Annotated in this window: 22 protein-coding genes and 1 tRNA gene; 14 read left to right on the plus strand and 9 right to left on the minus strand. The window is 34.7% G+C overall.

Translation table 11 applies throughout. From position 1 onward, the window contains the following. Positions 1-114 precede the first annotated feature (114 nt). The 6 genes from glgP to dnaE all read right to left on the minus strand — a co-directional run bounded on the left by glgP (position 115) and on the right by dnaE (position 9,004). Positions 115-1,755, minus strand: coding sequence for an alpha-glucan family phosphorylase (gene glgP, locus ABYI63_RS05485; RefSeq protein WP_372754273.1), 1,641 nt, complete (start codon positions 1,753-1,755; stop codon positions 115-117). A 351-nt stretch (positions 1,756-2,106) separates the two neighbouring features. Then, positions 2,107-2,180, minus strand: a tRNA-Asp gene (locus ABYI63_RS05490). Between the two features lie 159 nt (positions 2,181-2,339). Next, positions 2,340-3,269, minus strand: a complete 930-nt coding sequence (locus ABYI63_RS05495) for a DUF58 domain-containing protein (RefSeq protein ID WP_372754275.1) — start codon at positions 3,267-3,269, stop codon at positions 2,340-2,342. A gap of 125 nt (positions 3,270-3,394) precedes the next feature. Further along, on the minus strand, positions 3,395-3,937 hold the full coding sequence (locus ABYI63_RS05500) for a ClpP family protease (RefSeq protein WP_372754277.1): 543 nt from the start codon (positions 3,935-3,937) through the stop codon (positions 3,395-3,397). 79 nt (positions 3,938-4,016) lie between these two features. Then, positions 4,017-4,334: a thioredoxin gene (gene trxA / locus ABYI63_RS05505; RefSeq protein WP_372754279.1), complete on the minus strand. Its 318-nt coding sequence runs from the start codon at positions 4,332-4,334 to the stop codon at positions 4,017-4,019. Positions 4,335-4,615: 281 nt separating this feature from the next. Beyond that, positions 4,616-9,004, minus strand: a complete 4,389-nt coding sequence (gene dnaE, locus ABYI63_RS05510) for a DNA polymerase III subunit alpha (RefSeq protein ID WP_372754281.1) — start codon at positions 9,002-9,004, stop codon at positions 4,616-4,618. Between the two features lie 180 nt (positions 9,005-9,184). On the opposite strand from dnaE, the gene ABYI63_RS05515 reads away from it, so the two are divergent. The 3 genes from ABYI63_RS05515 to rimM all read left to right on the plus strand — a co-directional run bounded on the left by ABYI63_RS05515 (position 9,185) and on the right by rimM (position 11,537). Beyond that, positions 9,185-10,246, plus strand: coding sequence for a lactonase family protein (locus ABYI63_RS05515; protein ID WP_372754283.1), 1,062 nt, complete (start codon positions 9,185-9,187; stop codon positions 10,244-10,246). A gap of 107 nt (positions 10,247-10,353) precedes the next feature. Beyond that, on the plus strand, positions 10,354-10,872 hold the full coding sequence (locus ABYI63_RS05520; RefSeq protein WP_372754285.1) for a 30S ribosomal protein S16: 519 nt from the start codon (positions 10,354-10,356) through the stop codon (positions 10,870-10,872). Between the two features lie 140 nt (positions 10,873-11,012). Next, positions 11,013-11,537, plus strand: coding sequence for a ribosome maturation factor RimM (gene rimM / locus ABYI63_RS05525; RefSeq protein ID WP_372754287.1), 525 nt, complete (start codon positions 11,013-11,015; stop codon positions 11,535-11,537). A gap of 5 nt (positions 11,538-11,542) precedes the next feature. Here the strand turns inward: rimM and ABYI63_RS05530 are convergent, their stop codons facing one another. Together ABYI63_RS05530 and ABYI63_RS05535 are read right to left on the minus strand one after the other, a co-directional pair. Then, entirely contained in the window at positions 11,543-12,007 is a 465-nt protein-coding gene (locus tag ABYI63_RS05530; RefSeq protein ID WP_372754289.1) for a DUF2383 domain-containing protein, read from the minus strand. A gap of 291 nt (positions 12,008-12,298) precedes the next feature. Next, positions 12,299-12,748, minus strand: a complete 450-nt coding sequence (locus ABYI63_RS05535) for a DUF2383 domain-containing protein (protein ID WP_372754291.1) — start codon at positions 12,746-12,748, stop codon at positions 12,299-12,301. A 238-nt stretch (positions 12,749-12,986) separates the two neighbouring features. Here ABYI63_RS05535 and ABYI63_RS05540 point away from each other — a divergent pair, with 238 nt between their 5' ends. The 5 genes from ABYI63_RS05540 to ABYI63_RS05560 all read left to right on the plus strand — a co-directional run bounded on the left by ABYI63_RS05540 (position 12,987) and on the right by ABYI63_RS05560 (position 20,345). After that, complete coding sequence (locus tag ABYI63_RS05540; RefSeq protein WP_372754293.1) at positions 12,987-13,646, plus strand: tRNA1(Val) (adenine(37)-N6)-methyltransferase; 660 nt, start codon at positions 12,987-12,989, stop codon at positions 13,644-13,646. A gap of 107 nt (positions 13,647-13,753) precedes the next feature. After that, entirely contained in the window at positions 13,754-14,932 is a 1,179-nt protein-coding gene (locus ABYI63_RS05545; protein ID WP_372754295.1) for an acyl-CoA dehydrogenase family protein, read from the plus strand. Between the two features lie 129 nt (positions 14,933-15,061). Then, positions 15,062-18,550 carry a hypothetical protein gene (locus ABYI63_RS05550; RefSeq protein ID WP_372754297.1) on the plus strand — a complete coding sequence of 1,163 codons (3,489 nt, stop codon included), beginning with the start codon at positions 15,062-15,064 and terminating at the stop codon, positions 18,548-18,550. Between the two features lie 78 nt (positions 18,551-18,628). Further along, complete coding sequence (locus ABYI63_RS05555) at positions 18,629-19,528, plus strand: serine/threonine protein phosphatase (RefSeq protein WP_372754299.1); 900 nt, start codon at positions 18,629-18,631, stop codon at positions 19,526-19,528. After that, complete coding sequence (locus ABYI63_RS05560; protein ID WP_372754301.1) at positions 19,509-20,345, plus strand: DUF1853 family protein; 837 nt, start codon at positions 19,509-19,511, stop codon at positions 20,343-20,345. The genes ABYI63_RS05555 and ABYI63_RS05560 overlap by 20 nt, the downstream gene beginning before the upstream one ends. A gap of 157 nt (positions 20,346-20,502) precedes the next feature. On the opposite strand, the gene ABYI63_RS05565 is transcribed toward ABYI63_RS05560, so the two are convergent. Beyond that, the gene (locus tag ABYI63_RS05565) at positions 20,503-20,832 is read right to left on the minus strand and encodes a ferredoxin (protein WP_372754303.1); all 330 of its coding nucleotides are present in this window, start codon (positions 20,830-20,832) and stop codon (positions 20,503-20,505) included. Positions 20,833-21,205: 373 nt separating this feature from the next. Here ABYI63_RS05565 and ABYI63_RS05570 point away from each other — a divergent pair, with 373 nt between their 5' ends. Genes ABYI63_RS05570 through ABYI63_RS05595 form a run of 6 tightly spaced genes read left to right on the plus strand, consistent with a single transcriptional unit; the run spans position 21,206 to position 26,075 of the window. Beyond that, positions 21,206-21,634, plus strand: a complete 429-nt coding sequence (locus ABYI63_RS05570) for a SoxR reducing system RseC family protein (protein ID WP_372754305.1) — start codon at positions 21,206-21,208, stop codon at positions 21,632-21,634. Between the two features lie 6 nt (positions 21,635-21,640). Further along, entirely contained in the window at positions 21,641-22,531 is an 891-nt protein-coding gene (locus ABYI63_RS05575) for a Fe-S cluster domain-containing protein (protein ID WP_372754307.1), read from the plus strand. After that, complete coding sequence (gene rsxC, locus ABYI63_RS05580) at positions 22,524-23,852, plus strand: electron transport complex subunit RsxC (RefSeq protein ID WP_372754309.1); 1,329 nt, start codon at positions 22,524-22,526, stop codon at positions 23,850-23,852. Before ABYI63_RS05575 ends, rsxC begins: the two co-directional genes overlap by 8 nt. A 2-nt stretch (positions 23,853-23,854) precedes the next feature. Further along, complete coding sequence (locus tag ABYI63_RS05585; RefSeq protein WP_372754311.1) at positions 23,855-24,865, plus strand: RnfABCDGE type electron transport complex subunit D; 1,011 nt, start codon at positions 23,855-23,857, stop codon at positions 24,863-24,865. 2 nt (positions 24,866-24,867) lie between these two features. Beyond that, on the plus strand, positions 24,868-25,464 hold the full coding sequence (locus ABYI63_RS05590; RefSeq protein ID WP_372754313.1) for an RnfABCDGE type electron transport complex subunit G: 597 nt from the start codon (positions 24,868-24,870) through the stop codon (positions 25,462-25,464). A 5-nt stretch (positions 25,465-25,469) separates the two neighbouring features. Beyond that, positions 25,470-26,075: an RnfABCDGE type electron transport complex subunit E gene (locus ABYI63_RS05595; protein WP_372754315.1), complete on the plus strand. Its 606-nt coding sequence runs from the start codon at positions 25,470-25,472 to the stop codon at positions 26,073-26,075. Position 26,076 lies beyond the last annotated feature (1 nt).

Genomic DNA, 26,076 nt, shown 5'->3' on the forward strand with positions numbered 1-26,076 from the left:
ATTATTCACAAAAAAAGCTTTCCAATTTTCTTAAATAAAAAAAGGAAAGCTTCCAATAAACAAGAATTACAAATTGTTTTTATAATATTTTCAATTTACATCAAATAAGCAGAATTAAAATAGCTTTTTATAATAATCATCCGCCATTCTATGCGACGTGAATTCCGGAATCACATCATCCATTGCCGTAAATACAATATCTTGCCAAACCTCGGGTTGGTCGTAAAAAGTGGGAATTACCTTAGTTTCCAAAATATGGTATAAGTTATCCGTGTCAATTTGATCCTGATCCCATATTGGCATATTATGATCTAAAGCAGGTAATACAAAACAGTTTTTGGTGTCTTTTTGAAATTCTGGAATCCAGCCATCGTTGGTAGACACATTAACCGAACCATTCATAGCTGCCGCCATCCCACTGGTTCCAGAGGCTTCACGGGTAATTCGAGGTGTATTCAGCCAAACATCAGAACCACATTTAAGTTTCTTTGACAACTCAATTTCATAACCAATTAAGACCGCCAAATTTGGTTCGTTTTTACATTGATATACTAAGTGATTAAACAAATCGATAGCGCCATAATCAAAAGGATATGGTTTTCCTGCCCAAATTATTTGAACAGGGTATTTTTCGTTGGAAATTAAACGTTTAAAACGATCAAAATCACGCAAAAGTAAATCGGCCCTTTTGTAGCCTGCAAAACGTCGAGCCCAAACTATGGTTAATACATTAGGATCGAACACCTTACCTGTTTGAGAATAAACCTCAGCCGCAAGGTTACTTTTTAAATCGGACTTACGCTTCTTATATGCTTCAGTATCTTTAGCAATCCAAGCATTTTTTATACTTTCGTCTTGCCAAAATTTTTGATTCTGGGCATTTGTGATTGGAATTATTTCACATATTCCTGGATAGTCTTTCCACATATCATTAGCTACAATAGCGTGCAATTTAGAAACTCCATTGGCTTTTTTTGCCATTCGTAATGCGGAAACTGTATAATTAATCATGCCCCCATTAACCATTTCTTTTTGAAGCTCTTCATCCGAAAGTCTTCGGCCAAAAAAACCACATCTATTTAAATGTCTCGCTTCCCGTTCTTCATTCCCTGCCTTTTCAGGTGTATGGGTTGTAAACACCATTTGGTTTTTACCAACACCTCTGTCTCTTAAATAATAAAAAGCCGGCAATGCATGCCCCTCATTTAAATGATAAGTGTCTGCACCTCCTAACGCTTCAACTACCTTGGCTCCACCAATTCCAAGCACAATACTTTGTGAAACCCTAGTAACTTGATTATTATCGTATAGATGATTTGTAATTGTTCTGGACAAATGGTCATTGCCTTCCACATCGGTGGTTAAAAAATACATAGGTACCGTTCCAAAAATTTCAGGTTTTAAAACATAGGCCCTTACCTTCACATGCGGATTATCATGAAGCGTAATCTCAACCTCAATACCTGTATCTTCCAGGAAATCAAAATGTTTTACATTAAAATCGGACCACAATGTTTGGTCTTGGTTTCTTGCCTGATCATAATAACCATATTTCCAAAGCATCCCAATGCCTATCATGTTTTGTTTTAGTTCCAATCCAGAACGCATATGGGAACCTGCAAGAAATCCCAATCCACCCGAATAAATATTGAAAGATTGGTCTATTCCAAATTCCATACTAAAATAAGCCACCTTTTTTTTGTATTCCTTAGCAGGGGTATAAGGATGATACCATTTACTATATATATTTTCCATAGTTGTTTTTATAATTAATAAAAACTAAATGTAGTAAAAATGGTTTTTCTTTAAATGAAATTCTCACAAATTATATCACCTTTTCAATGTTATTTATAATGGTTATAAACATAACTTAAGATTCTGAGAATAAAAAACATACTAGTAATAGCTAAAGGATAACATTTAAAAGGTAAGAACCCCTTAAAACAAAAAAGCATCCCAATCTTCTAGAAAGAAAAAAGGAAAGCTTCTCATTGGAATACCAAATTACTCTGGTAAACTACTCCCTAGATTACTCTAGGAACAACACAACTTCTTATAAGTGCCAAAAAAAGCCCTAATCTCTTAGAGCTTCTTTAGCAATTTTTGCGGTCTGGACGGGACTCGAACCCGCGACCTTCGCCGTGACAGGGCGACATTCTAACCAACTGAACTACCAGACCGTTGCTTTATTGCGGTTGCAAATATACACGCCTTTTTTAATATCTCAAACCTTTTTTTTGATTTTTTTTATATTATTTTTTAATGCGCTTATTTATAGCTAGATAAGTAATAAAAATATTAAACCATGGTTACCACACTTTATTTCAAGTTTAATAAACTTAAACAAATTTTTTACGCTCCACCATATAAGCGGTTAAGATGTTGTTAAAGCCTTTATTTATATCTGCTTCAACATATTTTATCTTGTATTGCAAACATTTCAATTTTAAAGCTTCAAAATAATTAAACACCGTATTTTTATAGCTTTCCTTAATACTATCGGCATATAGGTTAATATAATCTCCGGTTTCAACATCAATAAATCGTCTTGGTTTGTTATCAAAGTCAAAAATCAGCTCTTTTTGCTTATCAAAAACATGAAATAAAATAACTTCGTGTTTATTGTATTTCAAATGCCGAAGTGCTTCAAACAACTTCGTTTCATCTTCACTTGTTTGAAACATATCAGTAAACAAAAAAATCATGGATCGCTTATGTATTTTTTCAGCAATTTCATGCAAATACTTATAGGTTTCTGTTTGCTTACTTTTATGTTTTGAAACAACAGCCTCACTTAAATGACTCAACAGCATTTCATGATGCCGTTCACTTCCCTTTTCAGGTGCATAGTAATCATAGGCGTCACTATAAATACTTAAACCTACAGCATCGCGTTGCTTTTTCAAAATTTGCATTAATGAAGCGGCTGCTAAGGCTGAAAATGCAATCTTATTAAGGTTTTCTATGGAAAAAGAGCGCATGTCTGGGTAATGCATTGAACTACTATTATCCAGAATGATATGACAGCGCAAATTGGTCTCGTCATCATATCGCTTTGTATATAGCTTTTCTGTTTTTGCATACAGTTTCCAGTCTATATGCCTGGTACTTTCTCCTTTGTTATAAATTTTATGTTCTGCAAACTCTGCTGAAAATCCGTGAAACGGACTTTTATGCATGCCGGCAATAAATCCCTCTACCACTTGTTTTGCAAGTAGTTCAAGATTTTTAAATCCTTCGGCTTTATTAAGTTCGTTCTGTAAATTCATAATAGGCCCACATACCCTCCCAGAAGGGAGGAATAAACATGTGGTAAAATTATATCTTAAAAATTTGGTTACATACCCCTAACTTGTTTAGCAAATAACCTAAAGCAAGGGTATAATTTAATGGGTTAGATTATGCCATCTACAATGCCATATTCAACTGATTCTTGAGCACCCATCCAATGGTCGCGGTTGAAATCCTTCATCACTTTTTCAAATGATTGTCCGCAGTTATCAGCTAAAATTTGTGCACTTAATTCTTTGGTAAGGATTATTTCTTTTGCAGTAATTTCAATATCACTTGCTTGACCACGAGCACCACCACTTGGCTGATGAATCATGACACGTGCATGTGGCTGAATAAAACGTTTTCCCTTGGCTCCAGCAGATAGTATGATTGATCCCATAGAAGCTGCAAAACCTGTACATATGGTAGATACTGGGCTACTTAAAGATTTAATACAATCGTAAATTGCAAAACCTGAAGTTACATAACCTCCCGGACTATTAATGTATAAGTGAATATCATCAGTACCCAACGAATCTAGATAAATTAATCTATCTATAACATGTTTTGCAGAGGCATCATCTACCTGTCCCCACAAAAACACCTTACGCTGTTCTAATAATTTGCTATCAATAGCATCTTGAACTTTTGTTTTATTACTCATCTCTTAATTTAATTTTCATCTAAAATAAAAAAAGGTTTACCATAATGGCAAACCTTTTAAGTTTTCTTTTTTATATTGACTATAAAAGTGCATCAATAGCTTCAGTGTAAGTGTTTTTTGGCGCTACACCAACTTGTCTTTCTACAACTTCACCATTTTGAAACAATAAAACCGTAGGTATGTTACGCACACCATATTTTGCAGCAAATTCTTGATTTGCATCTACATCAACCTTACCAACAACTGCTTTTCCGTCGTATTCTTCACTAATTTGTTCGATGATTGGTCCTACCATTCTACATGGTCCACACCAAGCAGCCCAAAAATCAACCAATACTGGTTTACTGCTTTTTAATACTGTTTCTTCAAAAGTTGCATCTGTTATTTCTAGTGCCATAATATTTATATTTTAATTCGTAATTTACTTTAATACTGCAAAATTAGTCAAAATTTCCACTAAAGCTGACAAGGTAACAATTTGTTTTCTTTATACTAACATTGTTTTGTACTATCATTAATTTTGAAGATCAAAAAAAGTTAAACTATTTACTTAAAACTTTTACTCATCAAAAAAAAATGAAGCTTCAGGTATGAAATATAAAGCATTTCAATTTTGAACACTAAATATAAGAATTATACTTGCTACAATTCAGGATATTTACAAAAAAATAACTAAAATTAATTCAATTTAAATAAGACATCCTGATTTTGTAATTCGTTAAGTAATTCTTGAGAAACTTTTACTTTATGTTTTCTGCTTGGCATGGATAATTTTAACATTTCCTTGTTGTCATACACCACAAAATTAAGCGACTGATTTCCTGGATGTGAATGAACTAACTCCTTTAATGCGGCAATTTTACGTTCATTTAAATCTCTAATATCCAATTGTATAGATAATTTTTTAGCATAGTTCTCCATAACATCGTGCAGCAACTGAAAACTATTGAACTGCAATCGAGGTTCACTCTTTTTACCTGTATCTTTATTTACCCAACCTTCTCTAACAAATGATTTCACAAAAACAAAATTGCTTTTCATTAAAAAATGCCTAAACTTTAAGTATTCTTCACCAAAAATGCGAAACTCAAAACTATCGGTATAATCTTCAACTGTAAACATAGCCCATCCTTTACCTTGCTTACTTACACGGTGTTGCACATCGGTAACTACACCACCAAAAACCAATTCTCTGTTCACATAAGGTTCTAAATCTTTAAAGAATGCCAAATTAGCGTTACAAAAGGTGTTCATCTCAATTTTAAAATCGTCTAACGGATGCCCAGAAATATAGATTCCTACCACTTCTTTTTCACGTGCTAATTTCTCCATAGTTCCCCACTCTTCACATGGTGGCACTTCGGGTTCGGCGATTTGCACATTACTGGCATCCCCAAACAAACTTACTTGCGCAGAATTTTCATTTTCCTGATGTTTATTACCATAACGAATCGCTTTTTCTAAAAAAGTAATACCATCACCTTCATCATGAAAATATTGTGCACGATGGGTTGAACTAAAACCATCAAAGCCACCTGCCAACGCTAAATTCTCGAACGCTTTTTTATTAGCTGCACGTAAATCAATCCGCTTTGCAAAATCAAAAATTGTTTTATAAGGCCCGTCTTTCTTTCTGTTTTCAACAATTGTTAGTACGGCACCATGACCCACACCCTTTATGGCTCCCATTCCAAAACGAACTGCGTTATTTTTATTTACTGAAAATTTATAGAATGATTCGTTTACATCTGGCCCTAAAACTTCCAGTTTCATACGCTTACATTCTTCCATAAAGAAAGTAACCTGTTTGATATCGTTCATGTTATTGGAAAGCACCGCCGCCATATATTCTGCTGGGTAATGCGCTTTTAAATAGGCTGTTTGGTAGGCTATCCATGCATAACAAGTAGAGTGCGATTTATTGAAAGCATAACTTGCAAAAGCCTCCCAGTCTTTCCAAACTTTTTCCAACACTTTTGCATCATGGCCATTTGCACTCGCCTGTTCTACAAATTTAGGTTTCATTTTATCCAGTACCGCAATTTGCTTCTTACCCATTGCCTTTCTTAGTACATCGGCTTCACCTTTAGTAAATCCAGCAAGTTTTTGAGACAGTAACATTACTTGCTCCTGATAAACGGTAATACCATAAGTTTCCTTTAGGTATTCTTCCATGGCATCTAAATCGTACTCAATTGGCTCTTCACCATGTTTGCGTCGTGTAAAACTTGGAATATACTCCATAGGCCCCGGACGATACAAGGCATTCATTGCAATTAAATCTTCAAAAACGGTTGGTTTTAATTCCTTAAGGTGTTTTTGCATTCCGGGTGACTCGTATTGGAATACACCGACCGTTTCTCCCCGTTGGAACAACTCATAAGTTTTAACATCATCTAACGGAAAATTATCCGGATCGAGTAAAATATCATGTCTTGCCTTTACAATTTTAACGGTGTCCTTAATTAAGGTTAATGTTTTTAACCCCAAGAAATCCATTTTTAATAATCCAGCTTCCTCAACAACCGAGTTATCAAATTGGGTAACATATAAATCGGAATCTTTTGCCGTGGAGACGGGAACGAATTTGGTAATATCATCTGGCGTAATTATAACGCCACAAGCATGAATTCCCGTATTTCTTACGGATCCTTCAAGGGTTCTAGCTAAGTTTATCGTTTCCGCTTCTAAATCATCACCTTCGGAAATATTTAAAAGCTGATTCACCTTTTCTAAATCTTCCGCCCTAAACTTACTCGCTAATTCCTTCTCGCTTAAACCAAAGATTTTATTCAGTTTAGACATGGTTGGAATTAATTTAGCAATTCTATCGGCATCAAACAATGGTAAATCAAGCACACGAGCCGTATCACGAATGGACGACTTTGCAGCCATAGTACCATAAGTAATAATTTGAGCCACCTGATTACTTCCGTATTTATTGATAACGTAATCCATCACCCGGCTTCTGCCTTCATCATCAAAATCGATATCAATATCGGGCATACTTACACGATCGGGATTCAAGAAGCGCTCAAAAAGCAAATCGTACTTAAGTGGATCTATATTAGTAATCCATAAACAATAGGCTACCACCGATCCTGCCGCCGAACCACGACCCGGACCCACCGATACATCCATTTTTCGAGCTTCTCGAATAAAATCTTCAACAATTAAAAAGTAACCAGGATATCCTGTATTTTGAATAACATCGAGCTCAAAGTCTAAACGCTCTATAACTTCCTCCGAAAGTTCTTCTCCATAGCGTTTCTTAGCTCCTTCATAGGTTAAATACCGCAAATAGGCATTTTCACCTCGTTTCCCTCCATCGATTAAATCTTCTTCATTTTTAAAAGAGTCTGGAATATCGAATGCCGGTAACAACACCTCTCGGGCCAACTCGTAGGCTTCTACTTTATCTACAACTTCTTGAATGTTACTAATAGCCTCAGGTACATCCTTAAAAATCTGCTTCATTTCTTCTGCAGACTTAAAATAATATTCCTGATTGGGTAATCCGTAGCGATAACCTCGACCACGACCTATAGGTGTTGCCTGCTTTTCTCCATCCTTTACGCACAATAAAATATCATGTGCATTGGCATCTTCCTTTTTACAATAATAGGTATTATTAGTGGCAACCAACTTAACCTCGTGTTTCTTGGCGAGCGAAATAAGTACTGGATTCACACGATTTTCATCTTCTTGATTGTGACGCATTAACTCCACATACAGATCGTCTCCAAATTGTTCTTTCCACCAAATTAAGGCTTCTTCAGCTTGATTTTCTCCTACATTTAAGATTTTACTTGGCACTTCACCATACAAATTTCCGGTAAGCACCATGAGGTCATCTTTATACTTCTCTATTAAATTCTTATCTATTCTTGGCAGGTAATAAAAACCATCCACAAAGGCGTGCGACGATAATTTTGCCAGATTATGATACCCATTTTTATTCTTGGCAAGTAGCACGATTTGATAACCATTATCTTTTCTAGTTTTGTCGGTATGGTCTTCGCAAACAAAAAACTCGCACCCAATTATGGGTTTAATTTCTTTAGCTTTAGGGGTTTCACCTCTTTCAATAGCGGCTGCATTTTTTGCTTTAACACCTTTATTATGATTGCTAACTGCTTTCACAAAGTGAAAAGCCCCCATCATATTGGCATGGTCGGTTAAAGCAACCGCAGGCATGTTATGCTCGGCAGCTACTGCAACCAAATCTGCAACACTGATAGTAGACTGCAAAACCGAAAACTGTGAATGATTATGAAGGTGAACAAAATCAACTTCCTTTAATTCGGAAATGTTTTGTTTAATGACTTCCGTAGAAATGGTATTTCCTTCAACTTTTTTTATACCCTCCCTTATTTTAGCACTTTCTTGTTTTAGGTTAATATGCTTTAAGCCAATAAGCTGAATCTCCATAGGATTAGCTTCTTTAAACCTATCAAAATAATCGGGCTGAACATCTAGCTGTTCTACTGTATATTCTTCTAACCGAATTAATTCAAAAAAGCAACGCGTAGTTGCTTCCACATCGGCAGTCGCATTATGCGCTTCAGAAAAAGGCACTTTAAATAAATATTCGTGTAATTCAGTAAGCGTGGGTAATTTGAATTTCCCATATCGCCCACCTGGAATTTGACATAAACTAGCTGTGTGTTCGGTACAAGTATCTAAAACTGGTAATTCTTGTAATGTGTTTGCAACATCTGCCCGCACAAATTCAGCCCCCATAATATTAAGGTCGAATTTCAGGTTTTGTCCTACTACAAATTTTGTTTTGCTTAAAGCTATATTAAATTTCTCCAAAACTTCAGTTAACGGAACACCTTGTTCTTGCGCTAACTCTGTTGAAATACCATGAATTTTCTCAGCATCATACGGAATATTAAACCCATCTGGTTGCACCAAATAATCTTGATGATCGACACAATTCCCCATTTCATCATGTAATTGCCATGCAATTTGAATACACCTTGGCCAATTATCAGTATCTGTAATTGGTGCATCCCAACGTTTAGGCAATCCGGTAGTTTCAGTATCGAAAATTAAGTACATTTTTAAATATAGATGTTTGTTTTTAAGTCGTTTAGAAATTTCAAACGCAGTTTATAAAATTACAGAATTATATCGCCTTATTAACCGAAAGTTATAAAGAGTTTTAAACAAAATAGCACAACAACACTTAAGTATTGTTCATGCAAAAACCTTATTTTTGAAATCTTATATTCCAACTCCATGAAAATTAAACTCTTATTTTTAGTGCTTTTAATAGTAACTGCAACTAGTAATGCCCAAAACGTAGCAATGTACGTTGGCACCTATACCAAAGGCACAAGTGAAGGTATTTATAAATTACAATTCAATACAAAAACTGGCGAACTTAGCGAATTACAATTAGCTATTACCACCGAAAATCCATCATTTATAGCCTATTCACCAAACAAGAGATTTTTATATGCTGTAAGTGAAAGTCTTGGTGGCTCGGTATCTTCATTTAAGATTCAAGAAAATGGCCTGCTAAAGTTTATAAACAAAGTAAGCAGTAACGGTAAAGGACCTTGCCATATAGCCTTAAACAAACAAGGAACCAAAGCAGTTGTGTCAAATTATGTTGGAGGTAGCGCATCTATTTATCCTATTTCTAGAGACGGAAAGCTAAATGATGCCTCCCAAATTTTTAATTACAACTTAACAGACGAAGTTTCGCATGCACATTCTGCTCAGTTTTTTAGAGACGACTTATATATCGCAGACTTAGGAATGAATGCTGTTTATCAATATAAATTAAAAAATGATAGTTATGAATTGGAGACACCTTCAATCTTCCAAACCTCAGAAAATCCAGGACCAAGACATTTCGCCATAACAAGAAATGGTCAATTCATCTATATCATTAATGAATATGGTGGCTCCATAACTTCGATTGAAAAAACAGACAGTGGTTTTAAACAAATTGACTACGACTCTACATTGGAAGACACCTACGAAGGAAAAAATTCCTGTGCCGATATTCATTTATCCAAAAACGAGCTATTTTTATACGGTTCTAATAGAGGTGAAAATTCTATTGCTGTGTTTAAAAGAAACAAATTAGATGGCACGATTGAAAAAATTCAAACCATGCCTGTCCATGGGGATTGGCCTAGAAATTTCACTATAGATCCCACTGGAAAATTTTTATTAGTTGCAAACCAAAAAAGTGAAAACATCTCTGTTTTTAGCATTGATGCATCTACCGGAAAACTAAGTTTTTTGAACGACGCAAAAGTCCCAACACCAGTATGTTTGCTCTTTTAAAAAAAAATAACTCCAACACTAAATAAAGTATTGATTATTAGGATTAAAAGATTATCTTTGCGCCCTCATTAATAACCGAGGTCGAGAACCTCAAATAATTAATTATTATGCCAGTAAAAATTAGATTACAAAGACATGGTAAAAAAGGGAAACCTTTTTACTGGATTGTTGCAGCTGATGTACGATCAAAAAGAGATGGTAAATACCTTGAAAAATTAGGAACTTACAATCCAAACACAAACCCAGCAAGTATCGATTTAAATGTTGATAGTGCTGTACAATGGTTGCAAAACGGTGCACAACCAACCGACACGGCTAAAGCTATTTTATCTTACAAAGGTGCTTTACTAAAAAATCACCTAGTAGGTGGAGTTAGAAAAGGTGCTTTAACAGAAGAACAAGCCGAAGCTAAATTTACAGCTTGGTTAGAAGAAAAAGCAGGTAAAGTTGGCGCTAAAACAGATGGTTTAGCAAAAGCACAAGCTGAAGCAAAAGCGAAAGCATTAGAAGCTGAAAAAGCAGCTAACGAAGCGCGTATTGCAGCAGCAGCAGCTGTTGAAGAAGCAGCTGAAGCAGAAGCTGTTGCTGAGGAAGCAACCGAGGAAGAAGCTAAAACAGAAGAATAAAAAAATTATTTTTTATACTTTTAAACTCCGATACGTGTATCGGAGTTTTTTTTATCAAAAATGTCACATCAACTACAGTCGAGCCATTAGTAATTTAATATTTATTAGCTTTACACTGTTATTGCACAAACCCATTTCTCATGAAAAAAGAAGATTGTTTTTACTTAGGCAAAATTGTAACAAAATATAGTTTTAAAGGTGAACTTTTAATAAAATTAGACACCGATGAACCTGAGTTATACACCAACTTAGATGCCATGTTTATTGATGTGCGCAACTCCCTCATCCCTTTCTTTGTTGAAAGTTCGCAACTTCATAAATCTGATCTTTTACGCGTACAATTTGAAGATGTTAATAGTGAAGGCGATGCCGATGCTTTGATTAAAAGTGATGTATATTTACCTCTAGAATTCCTACCAAAATTAGAAGGTAACAAATTTTATTTTCATGAAGTTATAGGCTTCAACATGGAAGACATAAATTACGGTAAAGTTGGCACAATCGTTGGAATTAACGATTCTACAGCGCAGGCTTTATTCGAAGTTGAAAATAATGGAAACGAAATACTAATACCAATGAATGATGAATTTATTGTAAAAGTTGATAGAAAAACAAAAACCATCATAGTTAATACACCAGATGGTTTGATTGATTTGTATATTTAGTTTATTTAGGAAGCTCTTTTCTCTGCAAAGAAATCTTTATAAACTTCAATACCATATAACGATTTCACAATGGTGTCTTGTTGATCTTCCAACAACTCTTCATCGGAATCTGAAAATTCAAAATAATTAAGGATTTTTTGATATTTTTCAATATCTGAAACTTGAACTCTACCTGCTTCGGTTAATATAAACTGCTCATTTTGCGAAGCTATTGCTTTTATTAAATTTGAATTTTTAATATACTCTTCCACTAATGAGGTGTCATGATATGTAGGCGTAGCACCTTTTTCTCGAATACTAGCATCTATTGCTTTAATAAATCTGTTTCTTTCATAGCCAGCCACACTAAAGAAATTCTTTAATATCTTACCTTCAACTTGGTCTAGTGCATAAAAAAACAACTTTTCAGTCTCACAGTTTAGAATTAGTAATCTATTTAAAGTGCTAACAATTTGTTCATGGTTTTTCATAATTAAAATAGGTTTTTATTTGGGGGTTAAAAACAAAAATAACGCTAAAAAGACATTTAATTCGATTAAAAACAAAAAACACTGTCGTTTTATCTTACTTTATGCCGCAATGTAGCGAAAAAGCTTAACCCAACCCAAAATCCATTCAAGTTTTCGATGAACGGTATATTCTTTATAAGATACGGAAATTTTATTTAATTAAAATAGATGCGCCAAGAAGCTCGATATTTTTACAGAGCTTCTTGGCGCAAAACTTATAAAATTTAAATTGGATTTTTAAACAAGCATTAATTACACAACAAACTCTTCTTGTCGTTTCATGGCATTCATATTACTATAAATGCTATCACGTTGTTTTACCAGCATTTTACACGTAGATAATGGCAAATTGATTTGCATCAATAATTCATTATATCCATCAATACATAATGATTTAAGTTTAAAAACCTCTGTCATTAAATCGTCCTCGTTATTTATTAAAAGGTGGTTTTTGAATTTCGTTTCAAAGTTTTTTAAATCACCCTTAACCTTACCTAACTGTATAGGTTCCCCTTTCAATTTATTTATTTCTGTTCTTAATTGTCTACTAAATTCATTTCTCTCAAAAGCACGTTCTGTAAAAAACGCTTTTAAATTATCATTAGTAGCCAAATCAAGTGCACCTAAATAAATTTTTTCAACTTCATAATTCATTACCAATAAATTATTGAGCTTCTTTAAAATTTTTTCTGCAGACTTCATACAATTTATTTTTAGTTTAGCACTTTCAATACCTTATTTAAAGATGGGTATTAATTATACATCTATCATACAAAATTAATAACGTATTTAACAAGAAAATATTTTTTAACAGAGTTTAATATTTTTCAAGGCTTTTTGATCCTTTTTTCAAAATTCAATCTTAAATTTTTAACATTCAGCTATGGCTTCCTCTCCTTTTTCTTTCAAACAATTCACAATAAACCAAAATAAATGTGCCATGAAAGTTGGAACGGACGGGGTTTTATTAGGGGCTTGGGCATCTATCAAAACAAATCCCTTTGCAGTTCTAGATATTGGAGCTGGCACCGGAATACTTTCGTTAATGCTTGCACAACGTAGCTTCGCTGAAATAATTGATGCCATTGAAATAGATGATGATGCTTACGAACAATGTGTTGAAAATTTTGAAGCATCCCCGTGGGCAGACCGATTGTTTTGCTACCATGCCTCACTTGAAGAATTTACTGATGAGATTGAAGATAAATATGATTTAATAGTTTCTAACCCGCCATTTTATTCAGAAAATTATAAATCGGAAAGTGAACAACGCGATTTAGCACGTTTTAGCGAGGCCATGCCTTTTGATCACTTAATTGAAAGTGTTTCAAAATTACTATCCGAAGAAGGTGTTTTTTCTGTTATCATTCCTTTTAAAGAAGAAGCTACTTTTATTAGTTTAGCTTCTAGTTTCAAGTTATATCCAAATAAAATTTTACATGTAAAAGGCACACCTACTTCAGAAATTAAACGCAGCCTTATGGAATTCTCGTTCCGCAAATGCGACACTAAAATAGAAACCCTTATTATTGAAATTAGCCGCCATATATACACCGAAGACTATATAAGCTTAACAAAAGATTTCTATTTAAAAATGTAAATTACTTACAAGATTTCATTAAATTTGAGACTAACGATAGTGTTTTGTCGGCAAAGTAGTGTTGTTAATACATATTTTGTTTAAAACACTAATAAATTCAAATAGTAATGAAACCAGATTTGTTTGAAGCACCGGATTATTACAATCTTGACGAATTATTGTCCGATGAGCACAAATTAGTACGGGATGCCGCAAGGAGTTGGGTAAAACGTGAGGTTTCACCTATTATTGAAGACTACGCTCAAAAAGCGGAATTTCCTAAACAAATTATTAATGGTTTAGCTGAAATTGGCGCTTTTGGACCTTACATTCCTATTGAATATGGCGGAGCTGGATTAGACCAAATTAGCTACGGCCTAATTATGCAGGAAATTGAACGAGGCGATTCGGGCGTTCGTAGCACCGCTTCAGTACAATCCTCCTTAGTAATGTATCCTATTTGGAAATATGGGAATGAAGCACAGCGTCAAAAATATTTACCAAAATTGGCCACTGGCGAATGGATGGGTTGTTTTGGTTTAACCGAACCCGACCATGGTAGTAACCCAAGTGGTATGGTCACTCATTTTAAAGATATGGGAGACCACTATCTTTTAAATGGCGCTAAAATGTGGATAAGCAACGCAACATTCGCACAAGTTGCTGTAGTATGGGCTAAAGATGAAGATAATCGTGTTCACGGCCTACTTGTGGAACGTGGTATGGAAGGCTTTACAACACCCGAAACGCACAACAAATGGTCGCTACGAGCCTCAGCTACTGGCGAACTTATATTTAACAATGTAAAAGTTCCTAAAGAAAACCTGTTACCAAATAAATCTGGATTGGGTGCCGCATTAGGTTGTTTAGATTCCGCACGATATGGCATTGCTTGGGGAGCCATTGGTGCCGCCATGGATTGCTATGATACCGCACTAAGATACAGTAAAGAACGTTTGCAATTCGGGAAACCAATTGGGCAATTTCAATTACAACAGAAAAAATTAGCCGAAATGATAACCGAAATTACCAAAGCACAATTACTTACTTGGCGCCTTGGTGTTTTGCGAAATGAGAATAAAGCAACCTCTGCACAAATTTCTATGGCAAAACGCAATAATGTAGAAATGGCTATTACTATAGCCCGTGAAGCAAGACAAATATTAGGCGCGATGGGAATTACCGGCGATTATTCGATTATGCGACACGCTATGAACCTGGAAAGTGTTATAACTTACGAAGGTACACACGACATTCATTTACTAATAACAGGCCTAGATATTACAGGGTTAAATGCATTTAAATAACCCTTAAAACTTTTAAACGCATAGTGAACCTATGATAAATGTCATCTTTATTGAAAAGTTTTGATATTAATTTTGGAAACGATATGCTTAAATAGGATATATAAATTTTTAAAGCACAATTGATTTAAAATGGAAAACAACATTAAAATGGGGAACGAAACAGGTAAACAAACTAGGAGAGATACTATTCAATTTATCAATCTACAATTGGCTTATTTAGGCCAACCAACGTTTAAAGATCGTGAAGATAGCAAAGAAAAATTTTGCGATCCAGAGTTTGAAAAAACTACAAGACCACTAATAATGAGTCTTAGAGAAAAATCGAGACTTCTAGGAAACCATCTTGCCCCCGCTGACTCAAGAATCCAAAATTTTATTGATGCTTATTTAAAAGATGTATCCATTGACAAACCATGCAAGTTACCAAACAACACTTTAATTCTGTCTAAAAAAGGACAAGCTAGAGAAGCCAGTTTACCACCAGACGGCACCTCATTTAAAAGTGATTTAGTAACCTCTATCCGACTTAAACAAGGTATTTTAAACAATCCGTTACACGATAAACGAACCACAAAAGGAACCTTCCATATTGTTGAAGGCCCATTACCAGTTCCTTTTGATAAAAAGGAAGTGCCTAAAATAGTTTTTGCACACTTCCTACATGCTGCCTTTAATCCTTCCGAAGACTTAAAAACACTTCCGCTAACCTCAAACCAAGAAGAGAAAGAGCAGGCTAAAACCATAGTATCTATGCTCTTAAGACCAACGGTTTGCCCTGAAGTACCAGGCGTTATTGCTCAAAAATCAATGGAAGTTCGCTTTTTTGCTCCAGGCTCTCTAGTAAGTAACCTAGATTTTGTGGAAGCTATTTTTGGTAATGCTGGCGATCCTAATTTAGCTCATAACGATGCGGCATTGGATCCTGTACACTGGACAGGCCATACTGGCTGTATCGTTCTTGCACCACAATTATTAACGCTTAAAAAGAAAGACTTAGGCTTACCTCATTTTAACGATGCCACAGACCGCCAGAAAAAAGATGGTATGTGCTGGAACGATGAACATGAACTATATAATGACGGTAGCGCATTTAAAATTACATGTAGAGATGATAGCGGCGTTGTGGTAACGCTTATAGCAGACAACTATTACGGATACTCAAAAAAAGAGATAAAAACACAAATCAGTTATTCCGCAAACCTATTTGGTCTTGCTGAAGAAGAACATGCTGGTGGCGCCATTGCCTATGCTAGGCGCGTAATGGGAGAAACTGTAAACTGTAGTGATTATGCTAAATATTACGGTTTAGACCATACTTTTGAAGATGTTAAAACTTTAATTGCCGATAGAATTGAAGTGAAACCGGAAAATTATGCAATAGATAAAAAATATCCGAATTTAATTTACATACCCGAATCCTCTTATGTAAATACGGCTACGAATAGTATCTCATGGACATACAAAGGTGAAGAACAAAAATTAACCTTATCACCTTATAAAACATACATACACCCGTCTGGAAACAAACTTAGGTTAGAAAAACATAAATCTATCAACTTATGGCGTATGGTTGAAACCTATCCTGAAGGTGTTTTTTGCCATAAACCTTGTACAGTTTCAGGAGGTGGTAAATCAGAGATTTCTAAATCTATGCAAAACGCCATCACATATAATGCGTTCAACATTCATGACATTGATGAAGATTTTAAGAAAGCTGACGAGATTATTGAATACAACTATTCAACCAGATGGAAAATTAAAGATCCTAACAGACCCCCTTCTCGATCTTTCTTAAGCGAAAAAAGAACCTTAGGATCTGTTGTTAAATTACTAACCCCTAACGAAGAAAATTCGGATGAATTCAATGAATTTTTAAGAAGTATTCCCGTGCATGTACGTTCATTAGTCTTGTTTGTAAAACGTTTATTCAGGCAAGCACATGGCGCCAACCTAAATTGGAAAGACATGATGTCCGTAGAATTCATCAATGGCGTTAAGGGGACTTCATTAATATACAACCACACGCCTGTTGTTGGTAGTTATGTTCGTATCGGATTCAATCAAGAAGGCAATTGGATGCTTAACAAATTACGTTCAGATTTTGCGGCTTGTGAAAAAATTCAAACGGAAGATGATATTACCGCATCAATCACATTACCGAAAAACCGATTTAAAAACTTAAACCCTGAATACACAAACCAAAGTGTAAAGGTACTGGTAAATTGTGAAGCACATTTATTCCAAAGACCAGATGAAGCAATCGTTAGAGGTTATGATAAGCTTGCGGAATTGGACATTGTTTCAGATGGAAGGTTCCTTACAAATTATGAAATGTTAACCAAAAAAGATGCCATTGCAATTTATGAAGACACTATAAATTACGATAAGTATACTCAACCGGTTAAAGATTTTATAAAGGAAATAGTAGACTCTAAGGAAGAAGACGTACAATTCGTTTTACCTTCTCACCCTAGAATTGTAGATGGCGAGCCTACTAAAAACCCTCGCTACTTAGAACCTAATAAATTTTATGAAGAAACGGAAGCATCGTACATCTCCGATATAGGGGTTCGATTGCGTCGAAGAATTAAAGCTGATGACCCAGTAATTCATACAGTAAATGCGGTGTTACCAGGAAGAAGAAACAATCCAGCAGACAGAGCAGCTGGCATCAGACCATTAGCGGTATATAACCCAATTCATTACCAAGAAACACCCGAATTGTTTATGGACTTTATTTGTAGTTTAACTGGTAAATCGCCATCAACTACAGGAGCTGGTTCTGAAGGAGCCTTAACAAAAGCACCATTTAATATGTTAACCCCCACAACAGATTTAAATAATGCATTATTATCACATATTTTAACAGAGTCTAATGGATTTAGTACTGCAGCCGGTTATGTTGGAGGAGAAAACAAGGTAGATCATGATATTAGTTTATTAATTCCGGAAATTTGGGCACGTATGGCTCCTGAAGATCGCGATCCTAAAAAGCTAATTGAAAATCGTTGTTTAGAAAAAATTGAAGATTTTGAGCACGAAGGTAAAACCATTTTAGCAAGCCGTTTAGGGTACAGAATTACAAAACGTTTTTCTTTAAGATGTTTAAATCGATTGTTTGATGAACCAACTGCTGTATTTAACGAACGTATGTTGAAACCAGAATTGCAAGGATTGGAGGATTATGTAGATGGAATCAATAATATTATTGAAGCACAAGAAAAAGTAGCTATACGTTATTTTGAAGAAGGCAGCATTGAAGCAACCATACCGCCACTTAAAATTCTACTTCATGTGATGGCTTATGGCCATTATGAAGGAAAAAGTATTAGCGACCCAGAATTAAGAAAGTATTTTGATAGAGACTATGTAATAAATAGCGATTGGTACAAAGAACGATTAAAACTCAAACAACAAAAAGACATTCGTTCTTACGAATCTCAAATAGCGTATTTGAAAGCATTTATTAACAACCCAAATAATGAAGTTTTAGTTTCGGATATGAAAATTACAGACCGTTTACAAGCTGTTGAAGAACTTTATGCTGAAGCAAAATCTGAAGCCTATCTAGATAGTTTAGTCGGCACCATTGGTGTAGACCCCTTATTTAGAAAATAAATTACAAAGTGTAAACTTTTTTTTATTATTTTAAAAAAGCGTTCCTAATAGGGGCGCTTTTTTAGTTAAATTTACTTCATGCTTACAGCCAAAAAAAGATTAGATAACGCTTATAAAAAAGCTAAAATCATCCCTTTTGATGATAATAGTAAATTTATTTTATTCAGTGATTGCCATAGAGGAGATAACAGTTTTGCTGATGATTTTGCCAACAATCGAAACATTTATTTTCATGCCCTTAAGCACTACTATGCTGAAGGTTTCCAGTATGTTGAAATTGGCGATGGCGATGAACTCTGGGAAAACTTGTCTTTTAGACCTGTTTTTGAAGCCCATAAAAATGTGTTCATACTGATGCAACAATTTCACAAAGAAAAAAGTTTGCACATGATTTGGGGAAACCACGACATGGTTTACCGAAACCCTAATTATGTAAAAAAACACCTCTCAACTTATTTTGATAAAACTCTGGGAATAGATGTTGACTTATTTCCAGGAATTGAGTACCACGAAGGCATTGTTTTAAAACATAAAGAAACTAAACAAGAACTCTTTTTAACCCACGGACATCAGGCAGACTGGTGGAATTATCTGTTTTGGAAATGGAGTCGTTTTATGGTTCGTATTTTATGGAAACCACTGAATGTTATGGGTATTGCCGACCCAACAAGTCCGGCTAAAAACTATAGCGAACTTATTAAAGTAGAACGCAGAACCAAAAAATGGATAATTGAAAACAACAATTTAATTACAATTGTTGGACATACACACCGACCCCGATTTCCTGAACCTGGTGATATAGCTTTTTTTAATGATGGAAGCTGTGTACACCCAAGAAGTATAACAGGGATTGAAATTGAAAACGGACAAATTTCACTCATTAAATGGTATATAGACACAAATGATGATGGTGTACTTCAAATAGTTAGAGTATTACTTGAAGGCCCAAGAAAATTAATTGAATATAAAAGGACCTGACTTTTTAAATAGTAATCCACAAATGATTCAGAAAAGATACGAAGGATTTTTAAAAACTCCCTACTTATGGAAAGGCAATACTGTATATGATTTACATCAATTAGAAATTAGTACAGAAATTCACAAAATAAATATAGATATAGATGAAAAACTACGCTTAGGAAAATATGTAGAACGCCTTGTCACTATCGAACTTGAATCTCATAAAAACATTTCATTTATTGCTGAAAATATTCAAATCCAAGATAATAAAACCACTTTAGGTGAATTAGATTGTTTGCTTTTAATAGATGGAGAACCCGTTCATTTAGAAATTATTTTCAAGTTTTATTTATATGATCCTTCTGTTGGCACTACAGAAATTGAACATTTTATAGGGCCTAACCGAAAAGATTCTTTAAAAGAAAAACTAACGAAATTAAAAAACAAGCAGCTCCCTCTTTTATATCATCCCATCACCGAAAAATATTTAACACAATTTAAATTAAACCGAAATCAAATTAGGCAACAGGTTTATTTTAAAGCGCAATTATTCGTTCCTTTTGATAACCAAAAAATTAAGCTAAAAACTTTAAATAATGATTGCATTATTGGATTTTATATAAATGAGACACAACTTCAACAATTTGAAAATTGTAAATTTTATATTCCAAACAAAAAGGAGTGGTTAGTTGTACCACATCAAAATGTAAATTGGATTTTATTTGATGCTTTTGTAAAGAAGGCAAAACTCTATTTTGAGCAACAATTTTCGCCCTTATGCTGGATAAAATTTAAGAATGGGGAATTAAAAAAAGCGTTTCTAATTTGGTGGTAAGTCTTAAGTTATAGTTTTTATAAGAGAGAATAGTTAAACTCTCAATTATAAGTATAGATAAAAATACATAGCAAAGCCTAACTATAAGGGTTAGGCTTAATTAATATTAAATAAGACGTGCTTAGTAAACTAAAGCACTATTATAAAATCGCAATGATTAACATTCAGGGGCCAACTGAACTTCAAGTCCATTCATATCTGGCGTCATTTGTATTTGACAACCCAAACGGCTATTTCCACGAACATCAAAAGCTTCAGAAAGCATTGCTTCTTCATCGTCAGTCATTTCTGGTAATGATGTATCACTTAAAACATAACATTGGCATGATGCACACATGGCCATACCCCCACAAACGCCAATGGTTCCCTCAGGAGCTAACTCATAAGATCGTACCACTTCCATTAAGTTCATCGCCATATCTGTAGGCGCCAATACTTCGTGTTTTTTACCGTCTCTATCCGTGATATTTATTGTGATGTTTTCCATGTCTTTAAAACTAAATAATTAATACGTTGTGCCAAACTTTAAGATTATCTAAAATCTCAAAGAAAAGTTCGGCAAAAATAAAATTAAATTTATAAATACCAAACCTATTTCCTATAAATCTAATAGGTTTAATAGGAATAATATAAATTTCACACTTAAAGCCCTGTTATTATAACGATTAACAAATTTAAATTTACAAAAAATCTTAATATGTCAATGCATTTTTGGCTCTATATGATATACATAACAACTTTTAGGCCATAAATTAAGCAGCTGTAGCTGTAAATTATAGCATTTCCTGACATTAATCATATATTACCCTGAATGTAAGCACTAATTTAACGCTCTCAATTTAATTAACTTAAGGCGTAAAGTGAGTACACAATTATCGAATAAAAACGCATTTATTCATTCTGGTATTGTATCTAAAATATCAGATGATTCTGTTTTTGTTTCAATTAAACAAAGTGTGCATTGTGAGTCGTGTCGTGCCAAAGCATCTTGCGGAATTTCAGAATCTAACACAAAGGAAGTTGAAATCTTGAACTCCTGTGAATCGCTAAAACTTAATGAGAGTGTTCAATTAGTTCTAAAAAAATCTTTGGGTTTAAAAGCGGTGTTTTGGGCTTATGTTTTTCCTTTTATTCTGATGTTTTCAACCTTAATTATAGCATCGGCTTTTTTTAAGGAATGGGTAGCCGGAATATTGTCTCTTTTCGTTTTATTGCCTTATTATTTAATGCTTTATTTCTTTAAAAACACTTTTAAAAGTGCTTTTAATATTTCAATACTAAAAACATAAATAGGTATGTCTGAATCTGTTTTATATAGTGTTTTTTTACTCGCTTCTTTAGGGTTGATAGCAGCCATAGTGCTGTATGTCGTTTCCAAGAAGTTTTATGTTTATGAAGACCCATTAATAGGTGAGGTTGAAGATATTCTGCCTGCTGCCAATTGTGGTGGATGTGGTTCTCCTGGATGTAAATCTTTTGCAGAAAAATTGGTTAACACTGAAGATATTTCCGATCTTTTTTGTCCTGTTGGTGGAAATGATGTTATGAAACTTGTTGCCGAAGTTTTAGGCAAGCAAGTAGCCGAAAAAGACCCAACATTAGCCGTAGTACGATGCCAAGGGGCATGTGATGTACGCCCAAAAACAACCGAATATCAAGGCCCAAGAAATTGTGCTATTTCCGCTATGATTTATAGTGGCGAAACCGATTGCCAATACGGATGCTTGGGCGATGGCGATTGTGTAGCAGTTTGTAAGTTCGATGCCATGTACATGGATGAAACTACTGGATTGCCAGTGATTATTACTGATAAATGTACTTCGTGTGGTGCTTGCGTTGAAGCATGTCCTCGAGATATTATTGAAATGCGCCCACGGAATAAGCGCGATTTAAAAGTGTACGTTGGCTGTTTAAACCAGGATAAAGCAGGAATTGCAAAAAAAGCATGTGATGTTGCTTGTATAGGTTGCTCCAAATGTGAAGATATATGCCCAAAAGATGCCGTTATTATGGTTAACAATTTAGCATATATAGACCCTGTGGCTTGTACATTATGTAGAAAATGTGTTGAAGTATGCCCCACTCATTCTATTATAGAAACCAATTTTCCTCCGAAAAAAGTAAAAAAAGAGGAACCTAAAGTTGAAGCAAATGTTGAAACTGAAAAATTAAAAACCGATGCTTAAAACATTTCATAAAGGCGGAATTCACCCACCAGAAAACAAGATAACAGCATCAAAAGGTATTAAGAGAATGGCTGCCCCTACTATGGTATATGTGCCAATATCTCAACATATCGGTATTCCCGCAGAAATTGTTGTTGCTGTAAAAGACAAAGTTGAAATCGGTCAGGTTATTGCTAAATCTGGCGGCTTTGTGTCTTCCAATGTCCATTCACCAGTAGCTGGTACTGTTACAAAATTAGACCTAATCATTGATACGAGTGGTTACAAAAAACAATGTATTATTATTAGGACTGATACCAAAAACGAATCAAACAGTATCGTGCCAGAATATCCTTTAATAAAAGAAATTACTGCTGAACCAAAAGATATTTTAAAACGTATTAACGACAATGGTATTGTTGGTTTAGGCGGTGCAACATTTCCTTCTCATGTAAAATTAAATGTTAAAGAAGGTACCGTTTTGGACCATCTTATAATTAACGGTGTTGAATGCGAACCCTATTTAACAGCCGATCACCGTTTAATGCTGGAGAAGGCTGAAGAAATTGTTGTTGGTATCGAAATATTAATGCACGCTTTACATATAAACAAAGCCGTAATTGGAATTGAAAACAATAAAAAAGATGCCATTGACCTCTTTAAAAATCTCACCCAAAACAACGATAAAATTAAAGTAGCTGCTTTACAAGTAAAATATCCGCAAGGTGGTGAAAAACAGCTTGTTCAAGCCATTTTAAATAGAGAAGTACCTAAGAACGGGTTGCCTCTAGATGTTGGCGTTATTGTTCATAATGTTGGTACCATTTTCGCTATTTATCAAGCCATACAGCATAACGTCCCATTAACAGAGCGTGTTGTTACTGTTACAGGTAAAAAACTTGAAAACGCATCCAATTACTGGGTAAAAATAGGCACCCCTATTTCCGATTTAGTAAAAGAAGTTGGAGGTTTACCTGAAGGAACACGTAAAATTGTTAATGGTGGTCCTATGATGGGAAAAGCTATTAAAAACATGGATGTACCTGTCACCAAAGGAACTTCTGGCATTTTAGTTATCTCTGAAGAAGAAGCCAGTAGAGGTGAACAGAAAAATTGTATACGCTGTGGCGAATGTGTTGATGTTTGCCCTATGGGTTTAGAGCCACATCTTTTAATGAATTTATCAGAAAAAGGGCTGTTTGAAAAAGCCTCCGATGAAGATGTTATGACCTGTATTGAATGCGGCTCTTGTAGTTATGTATGCCCATCTCATCGCCCATTATTAGATTATATCAGGTTTGGAAAAAGCATTGTCAAAAAATTAAATACTGCAAAAAACTAATCATGAGTAACCAAACAATAATTGTATCTGCTTCACCTCATGTTCATTCCGACAGGACTTCTAAAAAACTCATGTATGATGTAATAATCGCACTAATACCTGCCTTTTTAGTTTCTATATATGTGTTTGGAATTAGCGCGTTAATAGTAACTTCTGTTGCTATTACGTCTTGTATGGTGTTCGAATATGTAATTCAGAAATATCTTTTTAAAACCGAAGTAACCATAACAGATGGTTCCGCATTACTTACAGGCATACTTTTAGCCTTCAACCTACCTTCTACTTTACCAATATGGATGGTTATTGTTGGCGCACTTGTTGCGATTGGTATAGCAAAACTATCTTTTGGCGGCTTAGGCTTCAACATCTTTAATCCCGCCTTGGTAGGACGTGTGTTTTTACTAGTGTCCTTCCCGGTACAAATGACCATGTGGCCAACAGCAATTGAAAATAATACAACAGTTGTGGATGCGGTTACAGGAGCTACTTCATTAGGAGTTATTAAAGAAGGGTTACAATATGGCGAAACCATGACAGAAATAAGCTCTAAAATTCCATCAACCATGGATATGCTTTTCGGTTTCACTGGAGGTTCGTTAGGTGAAATGTCTGCTTTAGCATTATTGCTTGGTGGGTTTTATTTAATCTACAGAAAAGTAATCTCTTGGCATATTCCAATTATTCTTCTTGTAACTATGGCTGTTATTACTGGTGCTTTTTGGAGTTTAGACCCGGAGCATTATGCAAATCCACTAATACATATCTTATCTGGTGGTGCTATTCTTGGTGCATTTTATATGGCAACCGATTTAGTTACTAGCCCTATGACCAAAAAAGGCATGGTAATTTTTGCTATCGGTATTGGGCTTATAACCGCATTAATAAGGCTTTTTGGAGCCTATCCTGAAGGTATTTCTTTCGCTATTATAATTATGAATGCCTTTGTGCCTCTAATTAACAAATATTTCAAGCCTCGAAGATTCGGAACCAAAATAAAAGCTAAAATCGTGTAACTATGAGTAAAAAAGAATCAACATTTATAAACATGGTGGTATCTCTTTTATTGATAACACTAATCTCGGGACTAACATTAGGTTTTGTAAATGACTTAACCTTAGAACCTAAAGCTAAAGCTAAATTAGAGAAAAAGGTGAATGCCTTAAAATTAGTTTTACCAACTTTTGACAACAACCCTGTAGAAGATATGAAACTCGTTAAATCTGAAACCGCCTCAGATAGTGTTGAAATATATCCTGCTTATTCAAAAAATGAATTTGTTGGCGCCGCAGTAATAGGATCCACCAATAAAGGATTTAGTGGTCTAGTTAAAATCATGATTGGTTTTAAACCAACCGGCGAAATTGAAAATGTGGTTGTTTTAGAACAAAAAGAAACTCCTGGTTTAGGAACTAAAATGGCAGAACCAAAGTTTCTGCAGCAGTTTAAAAACATAAATATTGCCTCTTACAATTTAAAAGTAAAGAAAGATGGAGGCGATGTAGATGCGCTTACGGGAGCAACCATATCAACCAGAGCATTTTGTGATGCAACTCAAATGGCGTATGATGCCTTTATAAAAAATAATAGTTCATTAATTGAATCTAAAAATTAAGAATTATGGCCGAAACAATAAATCAAAAGCAAAATTTCTTAAAAGGAATCATTAAAGAAAACCCCATTTTTGTAATGCTTCTAGGTATGTGTCCAACATTGGGTGTTACCTCATCAGCATTCAACGGTTTAGGTATGGGCGTTGCTACAGCATTTGTATTACTGATGTCGAATGTGGTAGTTTCTTTAGTAAAAACCCAAATACCAGCCAAAGTACGTATTCCGGCCTTCATCATCATTATTGCATCTTTCGTTACTGTCGTGGAGATGATATTGGAAGCGTTTGTTCCATTTCTATACGAACAACTGGGGATTTTCATCCCATTAATTGTTGTAAACTGCATCATTTTAGGACGCGCTGAAGCTTTTGCATCAAAAAACAACTTGCTTTCATCGGCTATTGATGCCTTGGGAATGGGACTGGGTTTTATATTAGCCTTAACGGTTTTAGGTTCCATTCGCGAAATTTTGGGAAGCGGCAGTTTGTTTGGAGCAAGCTTTGTTCATGAAGACGCTAACACCTTTATACTTTTTATTTTACCACCAGGTGCGTTTATAGCCTTGGCCTATTTAACTGTTGTTTTCAACAAATTAACATCTAAAACATCTTAGA

This window comes from Mariniflexile sp., from assembly GCF_041583155.1.
Taxonomy (GTDB): Bacteria; Bacteroidota; Bacteroidia; order Flavobacteriales; family Flavobacteriaceae; genus Mariniflexile.

Excerpts from the sequence above, each read along its gene's own strand:
- ABYI63_RS05530 (WP_372754289.1), bottom strand. The coding sequence starts at position 12,007 with ATGAAAAACCATGAACAAATTGTTAGCACTTTAAATAGATTACTAATT.
- ABYI63_RS05495 (WP_372754275.1), bottom strand. The coding sequence starts at position 3,269 with ATGAATTTACAGAACGAACTTAATAAAGCCGAAGGATTTAAAAATCTT.
- ABYI63_RS05555 (WP_372754299.1), top strand. The coding sequence starts at position 18,629 with ATGCTTACAGCCAAAAAAAGATTAGATAACGCTTATAAAAAAGCTAAA.
- ABYI63_RS05520 (WP_372754285.1), top strand. The coding sequence starts at position 10,354 with ATGCCAGTAAAAATTAGATTACAAAGACATGGTAAAAAAGGGAAACCT.
- ABYI63_RS05545 (WP_372754295.1), top strand. The coding sequence starts at position 13,754 with ATGAAACCAGATTTGTTTGAAGCACCGGATTATTACAATCTTGACGAA.
- ABYI63_RS05550 (WP_372754297.1), top strand. The coding sequence starts at position 15,062 with ATGGAAAACAACATTAAAATGGGGAACGAAACAGGTAAACAAACTAGG.
- ABYI63_RS05565 (WP_372754303.1), bottom strand. The coding sequence starts at position 20,832 with ATGGAAAACATCACAATAAATATCACGGATAGAGACGGTAAAAAACAC.
- ABYI63_RS05595 (WP_372754315.1), top strand. The coding sequence starts at position 25,470 with ATGGCCGAAACAATAAATCAAAAGCAAAATTTCTTAAAAGGAATCATT.
- ABYI63_RS05585 (WP_372754311.1), top strand. The coding sequence starts at position 23,855 with ATGAGTAACCAAACAATAATTGTATCTGCTTCACCTCATGTTCATTCC.
- ABYI63_RS05575 (WP_372754307.1), top strand. The coding sequence starts at position 21,641 with ATGTCTGAATCTGTTTTATATAGTGTTTTTTTACTCGCTTCTTTAGGG.
- ABYI63_RS05590 (WP_372754313.1), top strand. The coding sequence starts at position 24,868 with ATGAGTAAAAAAGAATCAACATTTATAAACATGGTGGTATCTCTTTTA.
- rsxC (WP_372754309.1), top strand. The coding sequence starts at position 22,524 with ATGCTTAAAACATTTCATAAAGGCGGAATTCACCCACCAGAAAACAAG.
- ABYI63_RS05500 (WP_372754277.1), bottom strand. The coding sequence starts at position 3,937 with ATGAGTAATAAAACAAAAGTTCAAGATGCTATTGATAGCAAATTATTA.
- ABYI63_RS05515 (WP_372754283.1), top strand. The coding sequence starts at position 9,185 with ATGAAAATTAAACTCTTATTTTTAGTGCTTTTAATAGTAACTGCAACT.
- ABYI63_RS05535 (WP_372754291.1), bottom strand. The coding sequence starts at position 12,748 with ATGAAGTCTGCAGAAAAAATTTTAAAGAAGCTCAATAATTTATTGGTA.
- ABYI63_RS05540 (WP_372754293.1), top strand. The coding sequence starts at position 12,987 with ATGAAAGTTGGAACGGACGGGGTTTTATTAGGGGCTTGGGCATCTATC.
- trxA (WP_372754279.1), bottom strand. The coding sequence starts at position 4,334 with ATGGCACTAGAAATAACAGATGCAACTTTTGAAGAAACAGTATTAAAA.
- rimM (WP_372754287.1), top strand. The coding sequence starts at position 11,013 with ATGAAAAAAGAAGATTGTTTTTACTTAGGCAAAATTGTAACAAAATAT.
- glgP (WP_372754273.1), bottom strand. The coding sequence starts at position 1,755 with ATGGAAAATATATATAGTAAATGGTATCATCCTTATACCCCTGCTAAG.
- dnaE (WP_372754281.1), bottom strand. The coding sequence starts at position 9,004 with ATGTACTTAATTTTCGATACTGAAACTACCGGATTGCCTAAACGTTGG.